This is a genomic window from Desmonostoc muscorum LEGE 12446, from assembly GCF_015207005.2.
Lineage (GTDB): Bacteria > Cyanobacteriota > Cyanobacteriia > Cyanobacteriales > Nostocaceae > Nostoc > Nostoc muscorum.
In genome coordinates, this window is record NZ_JADEXS020000001.1 from 6,638,415 (window position 1) to 6,656,578 (window position 18,164).

11 protein-coding genes are annotated in these 18,164 nt (G+C 42.1%); 4 read left to right on the forward strand and 7 right to left on the reverse strand.

The window, feature by feature from the left end:
- Window positions 1-24: 24 nt before the first annotated feature.
- Window positions 25-3,129, reverse strand: a complete 3,105-nt coding sequence (pgmB, locus tag IQ276_RS27590) for a beta-phosphoglucomutase (RefSeq protein WP_235116028.1) — start codon at window positions 3,127-3,129, stop codon at window positions 25-27.
- 236 nt (window positions 3,130-3,365) lie between these two features.
- Window positions 3,366-5,777, reverse strand: a complete 2,412-nt coding sequence (locus IQ276_RS27595; RefSeq protein WP_193925041.1) for a sucrose synthase — start codon at window positions 5,775-5,777, stop codon at window positions 3,366-3,368.
- Between the two features lie 976 nt (window positions 5,778-6,753).
- On the opposite strand from IQ276_RS27595, the gene IQ276_RS27600 reads away from it, so the two are divergent.
- Window positions 6,754-6,993 (forward strand): HetP family heterocyst commitment protein, encoded by a 240-nt coding sequence (locus IQ276_RS27600; protein WP_193919263.1) that lies wholly within the window; start codon window positions 6,754-6,756, stop codon window positions 6,991-6,993.
- 133 nt (window positions 6,994-7,126) lie between these two features.
- On the opposite strand, the gene IQ276_RS27605 is transcribed toward IQ276_RS27600, so the two are convergent.
- From IQ276_RS27605 to IQ276_RS27620, 4 genes are all read right to left on the reverse strand, one after another.
- The gene (locus IQ276_RS27605) at window positions 7,127-7,510 is read right to left on the reverse strand and encodes a protein tyrosine phosphatase family protein (RefSeq protein WP_193919261.1); all 384 of its coding nucleotides are present in this window, start codon (window positions 7,508-7,510) and stop codon (window positions 7,127-7,129) included.
- Window positions 7,511-7,667: 157 nt separating this feature from the next.
- Complete coding sequence (locus IQ276_RS27610) at window positions 7,668-9,095, reverse strand: sensor histidine kinase (protein WP_193919259.1); 1,428 nt, start codon at window positions 9,093-9,095, stop codon at window positions 7,668-7,670.
- A gap of 12 nt (window positions 9,096-9,107) precedes the next feature.
- Window positions 9,108-9,476 carry a response regulator transcription factor gene (locus IQ276_RS27615; RefSeq protein ID WP_193919257.1) on the reverse strand — a complete coding sequence of 123 codons (369 nt, stop codon included), beginning with the start codon at window positions 9,474-9,476 and terminating at the stop codon, window positions 9,108-9,110.
- Window positions 9,477-9,552: 76 nt separating this feature from the next.
- Entirely contained in the window at window positions 9,553-13,434 is a 3,882-nt protein-coding gene (locus IQ276_RS27620) for a PAS domain S-box protein (protein ID WP_193919255.1), read from the reverse strand.
- A gap of 916 nt (window positions 13,435-14,350) precedes the next feature.
- Here IQ276_RS27620 and IQ276_RS27625 point away from each other — a divergent pair.
- Window positions 14,351-14,602, forward strand: coding sequence for a hypothetical protein (locus IQ276_RS27625; protein WP_190884273.1), 252 nt, complete (start codon window positions 14,351-14,353; stop codon window positions 14,600-14,602).
- 1,005 nt (window positions 14,603-15,607) lie between these two features.
- On the opposite strand, the gene IQ276_RS27630 is transcribed toward IQ276_RS27625, so the two are convergent.
- Complete coding sequence (locus IQ276_RS27630) at window positions 15,608-15,829, reverse strand: DUF4327 family protein (RefSeq protein ID WP_190884267.1); 222 nt, start codon at window positions 15,827-15,829, stop codon at window positions 15,608-15,610.
- 305 nt (window positions 15,830-16,134) lie between these two features.
- Between IQ276_RS27630 and IQ276_RS27635 the strand changes: the two genes are divergently transcribed.
- Window positions 16,135-17,367, forward strand: a complete 1,233-nt coding sequence (locus IQ276_RS27635) for a cysteine desulfurase-like protein (RefSeq protein WP_193922285.1) — start codon at window positions 16,135-16,137, stop codon at window positions 17,365-17,367.
- Window positions 17,368-17,401: 34 nt separating this feature from the next.
- Entirely contained in the window at window positions 17,402-18,055 is a 654-nt protein-coding gene (locus IQ276_RS27640; protein ID WP_193922287.1) for a Uma2 family endonuclease, read from the forward strand.
- Window positions 18,056-18,164 lie beyond the last annotated feature (109 nt).

An 18,164-nucleotide genomic window follows, 5' to 3' on the forward strand; every position in this document is an offset into this window, starting at 1 on the left:
CTACATTTTCGCTCGCCCCTGCCCCTATTCTTTGGAATTCTGTAATTGACTTCGTATATCTGCCCATTTAACCCCTGCGAGGCTGGGGAAAACAACATGAGCGGCTCCAACTCGTTCAACTGGGCCAATACCTACCGCCCACATCCCGGCAGCTAGAGCCGCCTCAACGCCTGCTGCGGCATCTTCTACAACCACAGATTGCGCTGGCTCGATTCCTAACTCTTTAGCAGCATACAAAAACAAATCTGGTGCTGGCTTGGGTTGCTGTACACTATAACCGTCAGCGATCGCATCTATTTTATTGCCAATACCCAATCGCTCAATCACTGTGTGGGCATTTTTACTCGCTGAACCAATAGCTATTTTAATCCCGGCTTGCCGCAGTTCATCCAAAAGTGCGATCGCTCCTGGTAACAAATCCTTAGAGGTCATATTTTTTAGCAATTCCACATAGTAGCGGTTCTTGCGCTCCATCATTTCCTCGATTTGTGCTTCCGAATACCGTCTATCCCCAATAATCAGCATTAGCGAAGCACGCCGGGATACACCCCGCAGCGCTTCATTAGCTTGGCGATTAAACGGTATACCCTCTTCATCCGCTAGCTTCTGCCAAGCTAAATAATGAAGTTCTGCTGTATCTGTCAGCACACCATCTAAATCGAAGATGACTCCTTGGATGTTGGGGATTGGGGATTGGGGATTGGGGATTGGGGATTGGGGATTGGGGATTGGGGATTGGGGATTGGGGATTGGGGATTGGGGATTGGGGATTGGGGATTGGGGATTGGGGATTGGGGATTGGAGATTGGGGATTGGGGATTGGGGATTGGGGATTGGGGATTGGGGATTGGTTATTCCCCTTGTCCCCTTGTCTCCTTGTCCCCTTGTCTCCTTATCCCCAGTCCCCAGTCCCCAGTCCCCAGTCCCCACTTCCTGATGCAAATCAAAGTCGTACCATAAACCCTGCCAGTGCAATTTAAACTTCAGGCGTGTCCAGTTAGCAGGCAGATGGGGGTTGGCTACGAGACGATTTTCGCTCAACTGGATACCACCGAAGCCAAAAATTACAGCTTGCCAAACGCCGCCAGCGGTGGCGCCATGAATTCCATCGCTGGTGTTTCCTCGGTTATCTTCAAGATCTACCATTGCGGCCTGGATAAATAGTTTGTAAGCTTCGGTGGATATATTCAAATCTGAAGCTAAGATGGCGTGAACTGCGGGGCCGAGGGACGAACCATAGGTAATATCAGTGCGGGGTGCGTAGTAATCCCAGTTTGTCTGCAATGCTTTTTCGCTGTGGGGAAAATCTGCTGATTGTCGCATTAAATAAAGCAGCATTAAGACATCTGGCTGTTTGAGTACTTGATATTTGTTAGTTTTCTCAATACCCAAGATGGCTTGCATGGAGCGATCGCGCCCTTGATAATCTGCTAAGTTAATATCTTCCAATTGAAAAAATCCTTCAAACTGCTCGATTAGTTCTGTTGATGGGTCGTAAAACAACAAGATTTTGGCGATGATGTCTTGCCAGTGGTTTTGCTGTTCTGAAGTCAGTTGCAGTTTTTCTTCTAATTCCCTGGCTCGTTCTGGGTATTTGTGAGCCAACCAATCATAAACTGCGATCGCCTTTTCTAGATGCCATTGCACCATGCGGTTTGTAAAGACGTTGTTGTGGACGAGTTCATGGTATTCATCCGTTCCAATCACTCCCCGAATTTCATACTTTTGGCTTTCAGAATTGAATTCCACGCGGCTACCCCAAAAGATGGCGGCATCCAAAATAATCTCTGCGCCGCACTTTTGCATCCATTCATCATCCCTAGTGGCTTGCCAGTAGTTCCAAACAGCGTAGGGGATATCTGCATTAATATGAATTTCGCGATCGCGGCACCAAATTCGCACGTCTTCACCATAAAAATCAGTGGGAAGTGACCAACGTGGTGTTACTTCATCTCCAGTAACAGCGCTTTCCCAAGAAAACATTGCTCCTTTATACCTGTAATGAGTCGCCTTGCGTCTAGCTCCTGGTAAGGTGTGCCAACGGTAACCGAGTAAATTACGGGCGATCGCTGGTTGGGTAAACAGAAAAAAGGGCAACATAAAAATTTCTGTATCCCAAAAAATATGACCGCGATAGCCAAACCCCGAAAGAGTTTTAGCAGGAATGCTTACTTTGTCATCATGCCGTGGGCTAGCAATCAGCAACTGAAACAGATTGTAGCGAACAGCAAAAGCCGCTGTGATATCCCCCTCGATCGCGATATCGCTTTGTTGCCAAACCTCATCCCATGCCTGTTCACTGGCTTTTAGTAGTGTTGCGTAGTCTGGCAAGTCCGCGAGTTTTTCTTGAGCTGCTACAACTGGTGTTTCAATCTCCCGCGAAGTAAAAACCGTCACGAGTTTTTCCACCGTTACAGTCTGTTGCGCTTTAACCAGAAAGGTGGTGCTTAGGGTGGGATAACCAGGTGCAGTATTGACTTGCAAAGATGCTTCCGCCCCGAATATTGTGATTTTAGCTGCCATACCCAGTTCAATTTGGGAGTTGCGGGTGCGGCGTTGCAACCAAATACCTTCGTCAGTCTTGCCTTGATCTAGTCCTTCCCAGTGATTAAAACCTTGATTTTCTGTATAGCCATTAATGCTTCCCTGAACTTCAATTAACCCATCGAAATCTACCGGTGTTAGCTGACAGCGTTGCCCTAACACATGCTCATCTGCAAAACTGACAAAGCGTTCAAAGTAGATATCTATGGTTTTCCCACTGGGAGAACGCCAACGCAAAGAACGGCTGACAAGTCCCTGATGTAGATTAAGCTTTCGCTCATAATGCAATATCTCACCTTGATCGAGACGGAAGCGTTCGCCATTTACAATTACTACCAAAGGTAACCAGTCAGGGCAATTAACTAGTTCCGTGTACATCACCGGCACATCGTCATAGACACCGTGGATAAAAGTAGCCGGCAATGCATGAGGATAACCTTCTTCAAAACTGCCCCTTGTTCCCAGGTATCCATTGCCGATTGTAAAGACAGTTTCTTTGGAGTGCAATTGGTCAGGGTCAAACTGGGTTTCGGTTAATATCCAGTCTGTATAGATAAAGTGGCGAGAATGACCTTTTGTTTCCATTATGTGTTGGTGGGGAGTGGGGAGTAGGGAGTGGGGAGTGGGGAGATGAGGGAGATGAGGGAGATGAGGGAGATGAGGGAGATGAGGGGGTAGGGAGATAAATGAGTATTAAAGGTGGATTCATCCAGTTCTGAGGTGGATTCATCCAGTTCCGAGGTGGATGAATGAGTCTTTGAACTTAATGCTTCAAGTTCTAACTCCCCCTCATCCCCCTCATCCCCCTCATCCCCACTCCCTCACCCACCCATATGTTTTTCTAAAATCTTTTCAACTCTAGGTTTATAAATAAGATGAAATAAGGTTTGCATGTAACGATCTCTGGCTTCGTTATTTTCTGGGACAACAAAGTTCCAAAAGCTAAATATTTTCGCCAAGAGTAATAATTGATTAGTGTGTGAATGCCAATTGTATCTATTATGAATTCGCTGAGTCATCCATTCGGAAACTTCCTCCCAGTGTTGAACTTTAGTATCACATTTTTCAATGAAGTCTAAAATTTTATTTGCTGTTCCTTCTAAATCTGTAGGATTAATATTAAATCCATCTTCTTGGTTTTCAATAATTTCTAAAGAACCGCCAAATTGAGTTGCAAAAGTTGGTAAGCCAGAAATCATGGCTTCCAAAATACACCTCCCGAAGGATTCAAAGCGGGCAAACTGGACGTAAATTCCCTGAGAATCTGCGATTACTCGATAGGCTTCACCAAGATCGCGGCTAGAAAGACGCATCCCTAACCAGCGAATCTTGCTGTCCAGATGATATTGATTAATAATGTCGTGAATTTTTTGGATTTCTTCTGCTTCTTCTGGGTTTGTAGCTTCATGTGGATGCAGTTTACTAGTTAAGAGAATCAAGTTGCAATGTTCTTGCAACGCCTGACTTTTTCCGAAGCATTCAACCAAACCAGTGAGATTTTTAATTGGGGTGAAAGTAGCAATGGCAAAGATTGGTCGCTTGTGAGGATTATCTAAGTGACCAAATATTTGGAGGTCTTCTTTGCTAAAGAGTAGTTCGTGGAGTTGTGTACAAAGTTGAGCATCTCTGTCTGATTTTTTGCTGTAGGAGAAGAAGATATTTTCATTTACTCCCGGCGGTACAAAGTTGAACTTAGGACTAAACAAATCAATCCCGTCAACCACATGATAGAGTTGTGGCATAGTAAACCACTTGTATGACTCATACTGACCTATGGTGTCGGGTGTGCCGACAATCTCTTGATAAGAAGATGTGATGATGAAGTCAGCTGCATTCATACTAATTAAATCGGCGGTAAATTGTGCCGAAAAGTGGTATTGGTCTTCTAAGTCTTGCCAATATAAATTACTAAATAAATACTTAGATTTTTCCAAGGAATGAGCAATATTACACTGGGTAACTTTTAGACGATAGGATAACAGAGAAGCCACTAAATTACCGTCGCTGTAGTTCCCAATAATCAGATTAGGTTTACCTTTGAATTGTTCTAACAATTCTCTTTCAGCATCTAAAGCAAATGTTTCTAAATACGGCCAAATCTCAAACTTAGAAATCCAATTGTTGGTAACTTCTGGATTGAATTCCGCAAAAGGAACCCGCAATATCCAAGCGTTTTCAGTATCTTCAACTTTTTCCAAGCGCAAGTTACAAAATGTGCCTTCACAGTTAGGAATTAGCCGAGTGAGAATAATTACATGGGGTTTAATCCCCAACAAATCGAGGCCAGCGAGTTTGATTTCTTCACGGAGTTTGTTTTCTAAACTGCGGGCTTGTTCGAGGACATAAATAACTTGACCGAGTGTTTCATCTCTTCCCAAGACATCTTCTTGTCCTACCCAGCCGTGTATGGAAATCAGAACTACGCGAAATATGGCGGGGACACGGGCGACAAATGTTTCTAAAATGCCTGGTTCTGGAGAGTAAATCAGGCGATCGAAAAGTTCTAAAGTTTCGCGGACTCGCCCCGCAGTGTTACCCCAACCTGGTTCAAAGCCGAGTTCTTGGAGGTGAGAGCGAAATTTTTCGTATGGTTCCTCAGGGGGTTGCTGACTCAGGAATTTGAGGGCTAGCTTAATTTGCTTGGCTAGTTGTATACCTGAGGTAATGCGATCGCCAATTAGTAGCCTAATTCCTTCGTGATCAATTTTGCTTAAAGCCAGATACAAGAGTTCTAGCCAGTGTTGGGGGTCACTCAACAATTGACTCGACAGGTAACGGTTGAGAAAAGCTAAACCTTGACCGATATTTCTGGGGTCGTCAATTCTGGGGGAACCTTCGTAAAAGGGATGGAGGTCGATTTCCAGGATGTGATCTTGGTAGCGGTTCACCAAGCGATCGCTCACATCTAGCAACGCTTGGGGCGTCATCGGCTCAAAGCTACTAAAGTCCGCTGTCAATTGCCAAACTTCCTGGCTAGCAATCCTGGGTCGAACAACAAACCAACTATACTCCTCCTCCAGAATTATTTCATGGGTATAGTGGATGAGTTTCCCAATAGAAGAAGAGTGATAAAAGTAAGCCGGCTTTTGGGACTGCTGACAGTAATCTGCAAAATTTTGCAAAATCTCATTCCTCAGGAAGTAACGCTTACCTGAGGCATTCAACACATCTGTCAACTGACGTAGAACGGTTTTTTCATCACTGTTCAATACAGCTTGAAATAATTCGTGCATGACAAATTCCAGAGATTTGACTAATTCAGAACCTCATTCTTTTCTCCTCAACAACTGTAATTTTCAATGACGAGTGTTCTGTGAGGCACATTCCTACTTCGAGTGTAAATAAATGCGAAAATCGTTGCTTCTAGCTGTGGTATGAAATTTTCAAGGGAGACTCAAATTTATTAGGACTTACGCAATAATTAGACTTCTTGCATAAATCAAAAAAAAGAACCCCACCCCGCCTTTGACTTACGTCAAAGTCTCCCCTCCCGAAGAGCGCGGAGGGGCTGGGGGTGGGGTGTTAGGGGACTTTTGCAAGAGGTCTAATCCAGTAATACAAGTCTTTTTTCTCAAAAAACTGCCAATTTGGCTAAAGTAGCTGCAAAGACATATTATTCTATATGTGTATGTTCTCATTCAGGCATAAGAGACAATTTATAAAGTAAATCTTAAGTAGGGTGCGTTACGGCTTTGCTATCACGCACCGCAATACAAGATGATGCCTTAGGCGCAGTTCATATTTCTGGCGATCATTAATCTCAAAATATGCGCCTAACACACCCGACAATAATTTTATTTTTACTTTATAAATAGCCTCTAATACACCATAGAGTTCTTGTTAGTAATTGAAGACCGATTTAAAACTCTGCGGGTTGAAGTCAGGCACATTCTTGGTTTAACGAGTTCACTTAGCCAAGACAACCTTGCGGGATCTAAATCAAAAGCCAAAAATTTTTCTTGACGGCTGAATTCACTTGATCCAGACCAAATTTTTGAGTAATCAGTATCGGTCAGCACTGCTTCGGTAAGTCATACCAATTTGACAAATGATTGGGACAGATGGATTAATAAAACCCACATACAGAAGGCAATTCTCAATCCAAAATCGTTCGACTGAGCGAAGCCCTATCCCTACGGGGAAGCAAGCTACGCGTAGCGTTCCGCAGGAAAGTCTAAAATCCAAAATGGTATTACATCAGGGTTAGCCATGAACTACCAAATTTCTTCTTCTCAAAAGAATTTTCAAAAAGCCATTACTCCAGAACAATTCGAGCAGGTGATCGAAGCTATTACCGATGGTCGATATTCCTGGGCTTGTGTACTGATTTTACGTTTTGTGGGTTACAATCCACTACATTTTATTCCCCAAAGAACTTATAGTCGTTTAATCAAAGAAAATAGCCATACTCCGACCTTGCCTGTATCTACCACTAGGCAAAATTCGTAATTGTTAATTATCTTTGAGCAATGATTGAAAACATTAAAACAGATGGTTGGTGGATTCATATTGCAATCTACACCAAACCAATAAAACAGTAGAAAAACTACATCATAACTTGCCAAACCAACCGATTTTCTTGTTATATCAAGCCTAAATTAATAACTTTTTGCAGTGCTTTTTCAAATTCTATGCCCTGTTTTAACGCAATATATAACAATACTATTGTGGCTGAACGAATTGAATTATCACAATGGATGAGAGTCGGTTTTGGTAACTTAGCAATCTTCTGAAATATCTGGAACGTACCTTGCTCTTTAATGTCTTCAGTTTTGAACGGGAGGTTTATATAGTACAGTCCCAAAAGCTCAGTTTTCTCCTGTTCATCAACCAGGAAACCTGTTTCATCGGGTAAACGTAGGTTAAGTACAGACTTATAACCCTCATCAGCGATTTGTTTTAACTGATCTAGTGTAATTTGTCCAGCGATCGCTAACTCATCATTAATCTTCCTAACAATATTCATCGGGAGTATCCCAATTTTGGCGACATGTTACCCACCCTCCCAATTTACTGGAAGAATTTGAGGAAATTGTGAGCGAATTGGGAATTAAGAGTGCGGAGTTAGGAGTTATTCTTCCCCTGCCTCCCCTACCTCCCTACAGACGCGATTCATCGCGTCTCTACTGCCCACTCCCTAACAGCGGTAAACAAATCGTAAAAGTCGCGCCCTCATTGGGAAGACTGCTGGCTGTGATGCTGCCTTGATGGGCTTCGATGATGCGCTTGGCGATCGCTAATCCCAGTCCGTTACTATTGCCTTTGCGGGAGGGGTCTGTTGTATAAAACTGCTCAAAAATCCGGGGTAAATCATCCTCGCTAATACCTAATCCCTGGTCTTGAATTTTCACAACCGCTTGTTTACCCTTGGTATACCCAGAAATCAACACCAAAGAATCGGGTACTGAGTGTTTGATGGCGTTATCTAGCACATTTAAAATTGCCTGTAATAGCCGCTCCGGATCACCTTGTAGTTGTAAATCAACTACGTTTACCTGCACAGATACGCCAACAGCTTGCATTCGGGATTCCATCGCATTCACAGCACGGTTAATTAGACCGCGCAGTGAGAATATTTGCTGTTCGAGTTGAGTAACTCCTGCTTCCAAACGTCCTAAATCGAGCAAATCATGAATTAGTCGTGATAAGCGTTTGATTTCGTTCTCAATTGTTTGGAAAAAGCGATCGCGTAATTCGGGTTCTTCATATGCACCACTTCTGAGTGCGTCTACTGTTACCTGCACGTTGCTGATGGGCGTGCGGAGTTCGTGGGAAACATTTGCTAAAAAAGCCCGACGTTCTTGATCTAAAGAAGCCAGTCGTTGACTCATCCGGTTGAGTTCTGCCGCTAACTGATCCAACTCATTGTTTTCATGGATAATCAGCTTATCGCCAAAATGACCACCACCCAAGCGAATCGCAAAGTTTTGCATAGTTTCGATTGGTTTTGAAAGACTGCGAGCAAAGCGAGTGCTGATTAAGGCACAGAGCAAGATTGTTACCGCCAGGGTTCCTAAAACACTCCAAATCACCGTTGCGAACTGACGCTGAAGCTGATCCAAAGTAATGGACATTCGCAGTACGCCCAGTAATTGACCGTTACGCGCAATTGGTCGAGCGATGTAGAGGCGGTCTTCAGTTGATAAAACTCCTTTTGCTACCCCTTGTTCGGGACGATTTTGCAAAGCTTCCCATACTCCGGGAACTTTGTACCAGTCTGTAACTAGTTTGTCTCGGAGTGGATCGGAAGTTGCTAAGAGGCGAGCTTGTTGATTGAAAATGCGGAGTGTCACAGTTTCTGGCGCTCCATACCGCTGCACTAACACTTCTATTCGTTGGAGATCCTTTGCTTCTAAAGCATCTGCGGCACTCTCACTCAAGGCAGCTGTCCAATTTTCCAAATCCATTTGTCGCGATCGCATGAAGTAAGCATGGAACGACCAGAGGATATAGCCTGCCATGAAGGAGGTTCCCAAAGCTATCAGTAACAGATAGGTGGCTAGCAGCTTAGCATGAATGGAATTTAATTTGATTCTAGGCAACCAGCCCATTTTTCTTTAAAACTAATTCCCTAAACGACGGCGTAACACTGTTTTTATCCGTGCCAGCAGTTCACGAGTGTTGAAAGGCTTGGTGACATAATCATCTGCTCCCGCTTCCAAGCCCCAAACTTTATCAATATCTTGATCTTTTGCCGTCAGCATCACAATGGGAACATCCGAAAAAGCCCGAATTCGCCAACAGATTTCCATGCCATCAACCTCCGGCAGCATCAAGTCTAGCAAAATTATATCCGGTACTTGCTTGTGGAACTGTTTAATAGCATTATGTCCATCGGCTGCCGTTGTCACTGTATAACCTTCTTTTTCCAGTGTGTAAGTCAGGCTTTCCCGTAGGGCTGCTTCATCATCCACTAGTAAGATATGCGGCATTTTAGCTTTAGCATTAACATTAAGCTTTAATTTTAGCCGTCAATTAAGTTCGTTGGTACGCCCCTACTACACAAAATTAATTACTTCTGAATACCTGGTGTAAAATTTTCAACAATTCTTTGCCTGTGTAGGGTTTGGATAAAACTGCTTGCACATTAGTATCACCAGCTTCAGCAAACACTTCCATTGAGTTCAGTCCGCTACAGGCAATAATTTGAACTTGCTTGTTCATTTTTTGCAAGGTGCGAATAGCGGTGATTCCATCCATTTCCGGCATCATGATATCCATCAATACAGCTTGAATTTGATGCTTGTGCTGGGCATAAAGTGCGATCGCCTCAATGCCATTACTGGCAGCAATCATTTTGTAATTGTGATTTTCGAGGATGATTTTAGCAATGTCACGAATTTGAGCTTCATCATCTACAACTAAAATTAATTCTCCCTTTCCTGGGTGCGCTTCTGAATCTTCTGTATCAAATACTTGGCTTGCTTCCACTGCTGGTAAAAAAACTTTAAATTTGCTGCCTTTACCAACTCGGCTGGACACTTTGATAAAACCGCCGTGGCTTTTAATGATGCCAAGTGCGGTTGAAAGTCCTAGCCCGGTGCCTGTATTAACCCCTTTTGTGCTAAAAAATGGCTCAAAAATTTTATCTAATATTTCTGGCGGAATGCCAATTCCATTATCACCAACGGTAATCACAATATAATACCCAACTTTGGCATCAAGATTCATTTTCGTATAAGCTTGATCAATGAACTGATTTGTCGCAGAAATTTCGATATTACCCCCATCTGGCAAAGCATCACGGGCATTTACTATTAGATTCATCAGCACTTGATGCAGTTGTGTGGTGTCTCCAGTCACAGCCCAAATATCTTCTGAGATGACTGTAGAAAATTCAATAGATTTGGGGAATGTCTGCTTAACAATTTGGATAATTTCTGAAATCAGGTACTCGACTTGGATAATTGTGCGCTCTCCTTTAAATCCTCGCGCAAAGGACAAGACTTGCTTGACTAAACTTGCTCCCCGTTTGGCGTTGCTTTCTACAAGTGCCATTAGCTGCTCAGAACGCTCCTCGTCTTGGAAAAATTTGTCTTGTAACAATTGAGCTGCGGCTAAAATTGGTGTCAATATATTATTCAAGTCGTGGGCAATACCGCCTGCAAGAGTGCCAATACTTTCCAATCGCTGGGTGCGAAAAAACTGCTCTTGGAGTTGTTTCTTTTCTGTAATATCTGTGTCAACACAGAGGATGGATTTGGGTTTGCCGTTTGCATCCTGCATCAATGTCCAGCGGCTTTCGACGACAATTTTCTTACCGGATTTGGTAATTTTATCTAACTCACCTTGCCAAGAACCACTTTCAATTACGCTCTTTAGCGGTACTTCTAATTGCGTTTTAGTTTCTGCTTGGAACAAAATTTCTCGAGAGTCTGTTGTCATCATCTCTGTAGAAAGCCAACCGTACATCCGCTCTGCACCTTTATTCCAGAATAAAATTTGCGATTGAAAATCTCGAACTAATATAGCGTCGGTGGCAATATCAAGTAGAGCTGCTTGTTCGGAGATTTTTTGTTCGTTGAGTTTGCGATCGGTAACATCTCTGTTTGTACCGATCATTCGTATCGGCTCACCGATTTCGTTATAGTATACCTGACTTGTTGAGTTTAACCAGTGTATACTGCCATCAGGCCAGACAACTCGATACTCTGTGGTTCCTCTTCCTTGTTCGATAACGCGAGTTATACTTGCAACCACAGATTCGCGGTCTTCTGGATGGATTAAATTCAGGTAGTCTTCAAAGGGTGGACATGAAGTGCCGCTCGGTAGACCATAAAGTGGTCCCATATTGGCAGACCAAATAACGGTATTAGCCATCAGGTTCCTGTCCCAGATACCCATTTGGGCAGTTTCCAGAGCTAAACTCAATCGCGCTTCACTTTCTTGCAGTGATTCTTCTGCGAGTTTGCGATCGGTGATATCTTCGGCGATACCACCATAGTAGTTAATTTTTCCTTGGGCGTTGCATACAGGAAAACCCCGATTCCAAATCCAGCGTAATGAGCCATCAAGTTGGAAAATCCTGTATTCTGCTGAAGCTGACTGATTATTCAGCAGTTGTTCTATGAGTTTGGTGTGGCAATGGCCATCGTCTGGATGAACCGTGTTTATCCAAAACTCCGACTGCTCAAATAAATCCTGAGAAGAACGACCCCAAATCTTTTCATAAGCAGGACTAATGTACAAAGGATCGAATGAATCAGGGCTAGCAATCCAAATCACTGCTTGGCTGTTTTCAGCAAAATTGCGAAATTTCTCCTCACTTTGGCGCAATGCTTCTTCGGCAAGTTGGCGATCGCGCAGCGCAACTTGCTGTTCAGTAATGTCTCTTCCAACCCCTTGGATTTCAACAACCTGTCCTTTTTCATCTTTAATTGCAATACTTTTCCATTGAAACCAGCGGATACCGTTGACAGTAAATGCACGTCGTTCACCAGTTGTCAAGGTATAAGATGAAGATACTAAAGCTGTCACATTTTCCATTACTTGCGGCAAGTCATCTGGATGAATAAACTCCCAAAACGACTGACCGCAAAATTTATCTTGTTTCCAGCCGAAGGCTTCACAAGCAGCTACATTGGCAAAGGTCACCCGCCCTTGCAAATCAATGCGGATAATAATGTCCGTTTGGCTTTCCACAAGTTGGCGGTAGAGGTTTTCGCTTTGCTGCAATGCTTCCTCGACCCGTTGGCGTTGGCTAATTTCTTGTTGCAAGAGTAGGTTAGACCTGACAAGTTCAAATGTCCGTTCCGCCACTCGTCTTTCTAACTCATCGTTAGCTTGACGTAGTGCTTCTTTTACTTGTTTGCGTTCGGTAATATTGCAAAGTAGCCAGCGCCAGCCAACCTGCTTGCCCTGTGAGTCGTATATGGCAGCCACTTTGATGCTAGCCGGGAAAGGTTTCTTTTTCCGGGGTTTTAGATAAACTTCCCACTCCTGCACCTGCTGCAAATTATTCAGTCGGGTGGTAAAGGTCTGGCGGTCTTCTTGAGCAATAAACAATATTAACGGTTTGTTGACCAAATATTCTGCCACTACACCGAACAACGTCGTTGCTGCACGATTAGCCTCTTGGATAATACCTGCTGCATCGGTTACCAAATAACCATCTGGAGCGAACTCAAACAAATCCTGGTAACGCTGCCGTTCTAATTCTACTAGCTCACCAGCAACGAGCAGTTCTTCATTCTGTTGGCGTAGTTCCTCTTGTGCAGTCCGAAATTCTTCGAGGGCTTCTTGAAGTTCCTGATTAATTTGCATGATTTCAGCAGATTGTGCCTCAACCCATAGTTTTAAGTAATTTTGAGTTTGGCAGCGCACTTGGTCTATTTCGATTTGCTGATTAACCTGGCTGAATTCATCTGTGGATTTTTGTAAAGATTGCTGTAAGCCATCAACAACCCCAACCATTTTTACCAAATCAAAGGCTTGTAGCAAGCTAGTATCACTGATGATTCCTACCAATTGCCCACCGTCGTCCAAAACTGGCAGATGGCGAATTTGATGCTGATGCAATAACGATAAGGCTATGAAAATATCCTGAGAATCTGATTCTCTCAGGGTAACAACTGGCTGCGTCATTACCTCAGCCATTGTCACCGTCGAGAAGTCAATTCCAGAAGCTATAAGCTTAACTACATCTTTTTCTGTAAAAATACCTAATAAATATCCTCGCTCCATAACCAAGATGCAGTCACTTAATGATTGACCTGCAAGGCTTAAATCGAATGCCGTACTTAAGGTGGTGGGAGCAGAATTATTACATCTTTCCTGACTCATTAAGATAATAGCTTCGACTGCATAACTATTAGGGTTAATCGTTAATGGAGTACGATTAATAACATGATATAAAGTAGGTAAATTAATTAGCTGATCGTTGAATCGCATAGTTAATTAGTCAATTCTAATTATCTTGTTGATATCAGGATGAACTAGCAGAAGCTAGCAAAACTTATAACAAGTAAATTGTTGTAAATCAAGAATTTTTCTGCTTAAAGAAGCGATTAATCAAGTATATGGATAAATGCGTCCTGTAAATTTCACCAGACAGTACAGGGAAAACAGCATAATTTAGTAACCAAGCCAGGAACAGCAAGTAGATAGAATTTTAGAGTAGACAAACTCATTCTATTGTCAAATTCAAAATAGATGATCTGCTATTTAAAGAGATTACCTTAATTAATGCTCTTGTAGTATTACGTAGTGTCAAATTTTGGAAATTGATAATAGGACTAGACCCGGATTTATCACCACATCTCTCAAAACCTTGTGCTCTTGAGCTCTTGAGCAGAGGAGAGTTCAATGTGCCTCCCCTCTGCCCCTCTGCCCCTCTGCACATCTGATCTCAAGCTTGTGAGAAATGCGGGGTTAGCGCCCTACTCTTAAGCAAGCTATCAAGAGCGTCTCCAGAGTTGCCATACCCCCGCGGACAGGGCGTCATTTAAATTGCATATTTGCGTTCCTACGTCTTTCTAGGGATCTGAAATTATGGAACTTAAAAACACATCAGCTTAGCTGGGCGATCGCCAGAACACATACCTCAAACTTCTTTCTTTGTCCTCTGTAATTCTACCAGTAAAATATGAGGATCTCATGAAGATCTAGTTAAATATGCTGGGATCATTACTCAAGAAATATGTATAAATATTATAGAAATAATAAGTAATTTAAATTTACTCACAAGTTCCTCACATTCTAAGACTATAGTCAAAATATAGACAAATTAAGTTTAAGTAACTAAGGGTTTGTCAACTGGCTGCCTTGATTTGCAATAACACTTTTATTAACTGGATTTGACAAAACTATGAATTACTGTCCTTGCTGTTCTGGTTTACTTTTAGAACATATACGCGGTAGAGAGACTTATTGGTTCTGTCGCCACTGTTGGCAAGAAATGCCTGTTTATAATTGGCAGGAATCCAGTTCATTTGCAGAGACCGTAATGGGAAAACTACCTAGTAAACCTCAAACACAAGAACCTACTCATACAACTATTTACGCAAGGCAACGGCAATCGAGCAGTGGATGGATAGGACTACAACAGTTACCTGCTTAATACCAATTAACTGAAATCAAATAAGTATAATTTCCTGCTATTTGTTTTCAGTAATCAATTAATCGAAATGTGAGGCTCTAGCCTAATTATTAGGTATTAGCTGATACAAATTGAGAAAAATAGGGGAATAGGGAGTGGGGAGTGGGGCAGAGGAAAGAATAATAACTCTTCACTCCTAACTGAGTACGGACTAAGGGACTTCCAACAAATAAATTATCCAATCTGTTAGGGTGGGCATCTTACGCGCCTTTGGCTACGGGCGGGCGAGACGCCCCGAAGTTCTGATCTAGAAGCCTTAGCTCAGACTTCTCTCCACCCCACAAGAAGTAGTTGAGTATTTTTTGATTTGTCAGTCCCTAAACGCCCCACTACCGCTAACAGCACTGCCAATGCCCGTTTAATATCATGTCCGGATAATTAGTTATGATTCCCACAGTCATTGCACCCCACCCCCAGCCCCTCCCCGCTCTTCGGGCTACGGTGTATACACAAGTGCTATCTGCAAAGGTTTCAAGCCTTATAGACCCAATAAATTGTCATTACGAGTGCAGCGCTAGCGAAGTCCTCAATAAAGGGCACAGCAGTGCTGTGCCCCTACGAAAGATGTGGTTTTTGAATGATGCATGTTTGGTATTTCCTGTCAATGCGTAATACCATTTCACGAAAACCTTGATACAGATAGATTTCTCGTAGGGGCACGGCACTGCCGTGCCTTTACTAACTTGTGTATACACGGTAGCTTTCTAAGGGGGGATTAAGGGGGGTAATTCGACTTGTGTGTACACCGTAGGCTCTTCGGGAGGGGAGACAAAGCGTAGCTTTGACGGGGTGGGGTTCTTGGGGTTTAGTAAGTAATCAAGCAGACATGATATAACAAACAATATTGACTGCTTACTTATGTTTATAACCCCCGAATAAATTCGAGGGTTTTTCATTTGGAAAAATCAATTTGTAATTTGCTTTTTATTACGATGTTGTTAATAGTTTCAGTTTCTAGATGCAGCCTCAGTCTTCATCCCAAGATTCGTGTTCTAGGAGGTCAATAATTCTATCTCTGAGTAGAAATTCGTTTTTTTCTAGCTCAAGTTCAAAATTAATCCAGTCACGATGAGGAATATATTTACAGAGGGTATAAATTGGCTGCTGACGGTTAACAAGTCTCTTTTTAACAAGCTCAAGTGCTTCTTCCTTGATCAGCTCGATGTCATATTTAACCGTAGTCTTCATGGGTTGTTCCTTTATTTTCAATCAAGGAATTAAGAATCAAAACAATACTTGCTTTGACTCTACCTTAAACTTATCAAAAAAAATAGCAAAAATTGTGAAGAATCAAGACATTAATGCTTGCTGGAAACTAGATATGTCAGTAAGATACTCTTTGTACCTTTAAGTATACCTCCTCCAGACAGAAGTTTTTGGGGGGTAGGAAGGCTGACATGACAAGTTGTAAACAAAAAAGGATGTAGATGTTCTCTGGGCGACTTGCCAAAAGGTAGGCTAGGGTAAAGAACGTTCTCTAGAGGATTTCTACCATGCTCCTGAATGTTGATAAAGTTCGTCAATATTTTCCCGCCCTTGGTGGTGAATGGACTTTTTTTGATAATGCTGGCGGGTCACAAACCCTGAAAAAAGTAGTAGATAGAATTAGCGAATTTCTCTTGACTTCTGATGTTCAGTTGGGAGCTTCTTATGGAGTTTCCCAACTTGCAGGAGAACGATTAGCTTTAGCAACTAGGGGAATGGCTACTTTTATTAATGCCAATTCTCACACAGAAGTTGTGATGGGACCATCTACTACAATGATGTTGAGAGTTCTTTCAATTTGTTTGGGTCAAACCTTCACACCTGGTGATGAGATTATTGTTACTAATTGTGACCATGAGGCGAATATTGGTGCTTGGGTTGCTCTGGAAAAACAAGGAATGAAGGTTAAAGTATGGCAAATTCGCCCAGATACTTTGGAACTTGATTTAGCAGATTTAGAACCATTGATGAATCAGCGCACAAAATTAGTAGCTTTAACTCATGCTTCTAATGTTTTGGGAACGATCAACCCTATTAAAGAAATTGCTGCATTTGTACACGATCGCGGTGCGATGATTTGTGTCGATGGCGTAGCTTATGCACCACACAGATTGATTGATGTCCAAAATTTAGATGTTGATTTTTATGCTTTGAGTTTTTATAAAGTCTATGGGCCACATCATGCTTTACTTTATGGCAAAGAAGAACATTTATTAAGATTGCCTGGGCTGAATCATTATTTTATTCAACAAACAGATATACCTTATAAATTCCAACTGGGAAATGTCAACTTTGAATTAAGTTATGGAATGTTGGGTTTGTGTGATTATCTGAGTGAATTAGCACAATTACACTACGACAATCAAACTGCACTCGATTTGAGAAATCAGATGGTGCAAGCATTTGATTTAATTAGCATACACGAAGAGAAGATTAGCGATCGCCTTTTAAATTACCTCAACAACAAGTCTAATGTCCGAGTCATTGGTCAATCAAAAGCTGACCGCAATTCCCGTGTGCCGACTATATCTTTTGTCGTCGATGGCATCAATAGCTCAACTATTCCACCAAAAATTGACAAGCATTATATTGGAATTCGCTACGGAGACTTTTATGCTAAACGGTTAATTGAATATTTGGGTTTAGCATCCCAAGGTGGAATAATCAGGGTGAGTATGGTACATTACAACACCCTTGAGGAAGTTGACAGGCTGATTGAGGCTTTTGAGCAGGTGTTTTAAGGTTGGGCATTTGAAATTAGCAGGAGAATTGAAAATGGTCAGCAGCCTTAAAGAACTAATTGATCAGCCAGAATTACGGCATAGTGATGATCCAGAGGAAAGGTTTATCAGTAGTGGCGTAAGTTGGGAGAGTTATGAATCCCTACTAGCTAAATTAGAAGATAATTCTCATTACCGTGTTACTTATTTAGATGGAATATTAGAGATAATGTCACCATCAATTAGGCATGAAAAAATCAAAACGAATTTAGGGATGCTGTTAGAGCGTTTCTTTTACAGCAAGCGCATTCGTTTTACACCTATGGGAAGTTCTACTTTTAGAAACAAAGCAAAAAAAGCAGGGGCGGAACCAGACGAATGTTACTGCATAGGTGAAGAGAAAAAGATACCGGACTTAGCCATAGAAGTAGTTGTTATTAACGGCAACATAAATAAACTCGAAATCTACCGAAGATTAGGAGTTACAGAAGTATGGTTTTGGGAGAGAAACCAGTTTAAGTTATACCACCTACGGGACAATTCTCAAAAAGAACAAGCCACAGTTTACCCTGATACCTATGGATATGAGCAAATAGTAAAAAGTGAGATCCTGCCAGAATTGGATATTTCCCTGCTAGAGCAATGTATTTCAATTTCAGATTCAATTCAAGCTGTTGATGAATTTGAACAGGGGTTAAAAGCAGAGTAAAACAATTTTGGATTTTGGATTTTGAATTTTAGATTGACCGTGCCAATTCTAGATTTTAGATTTTAGATTTTAGATTATTTCGGTACTCCTTTCCTGCGGAACGCTACGC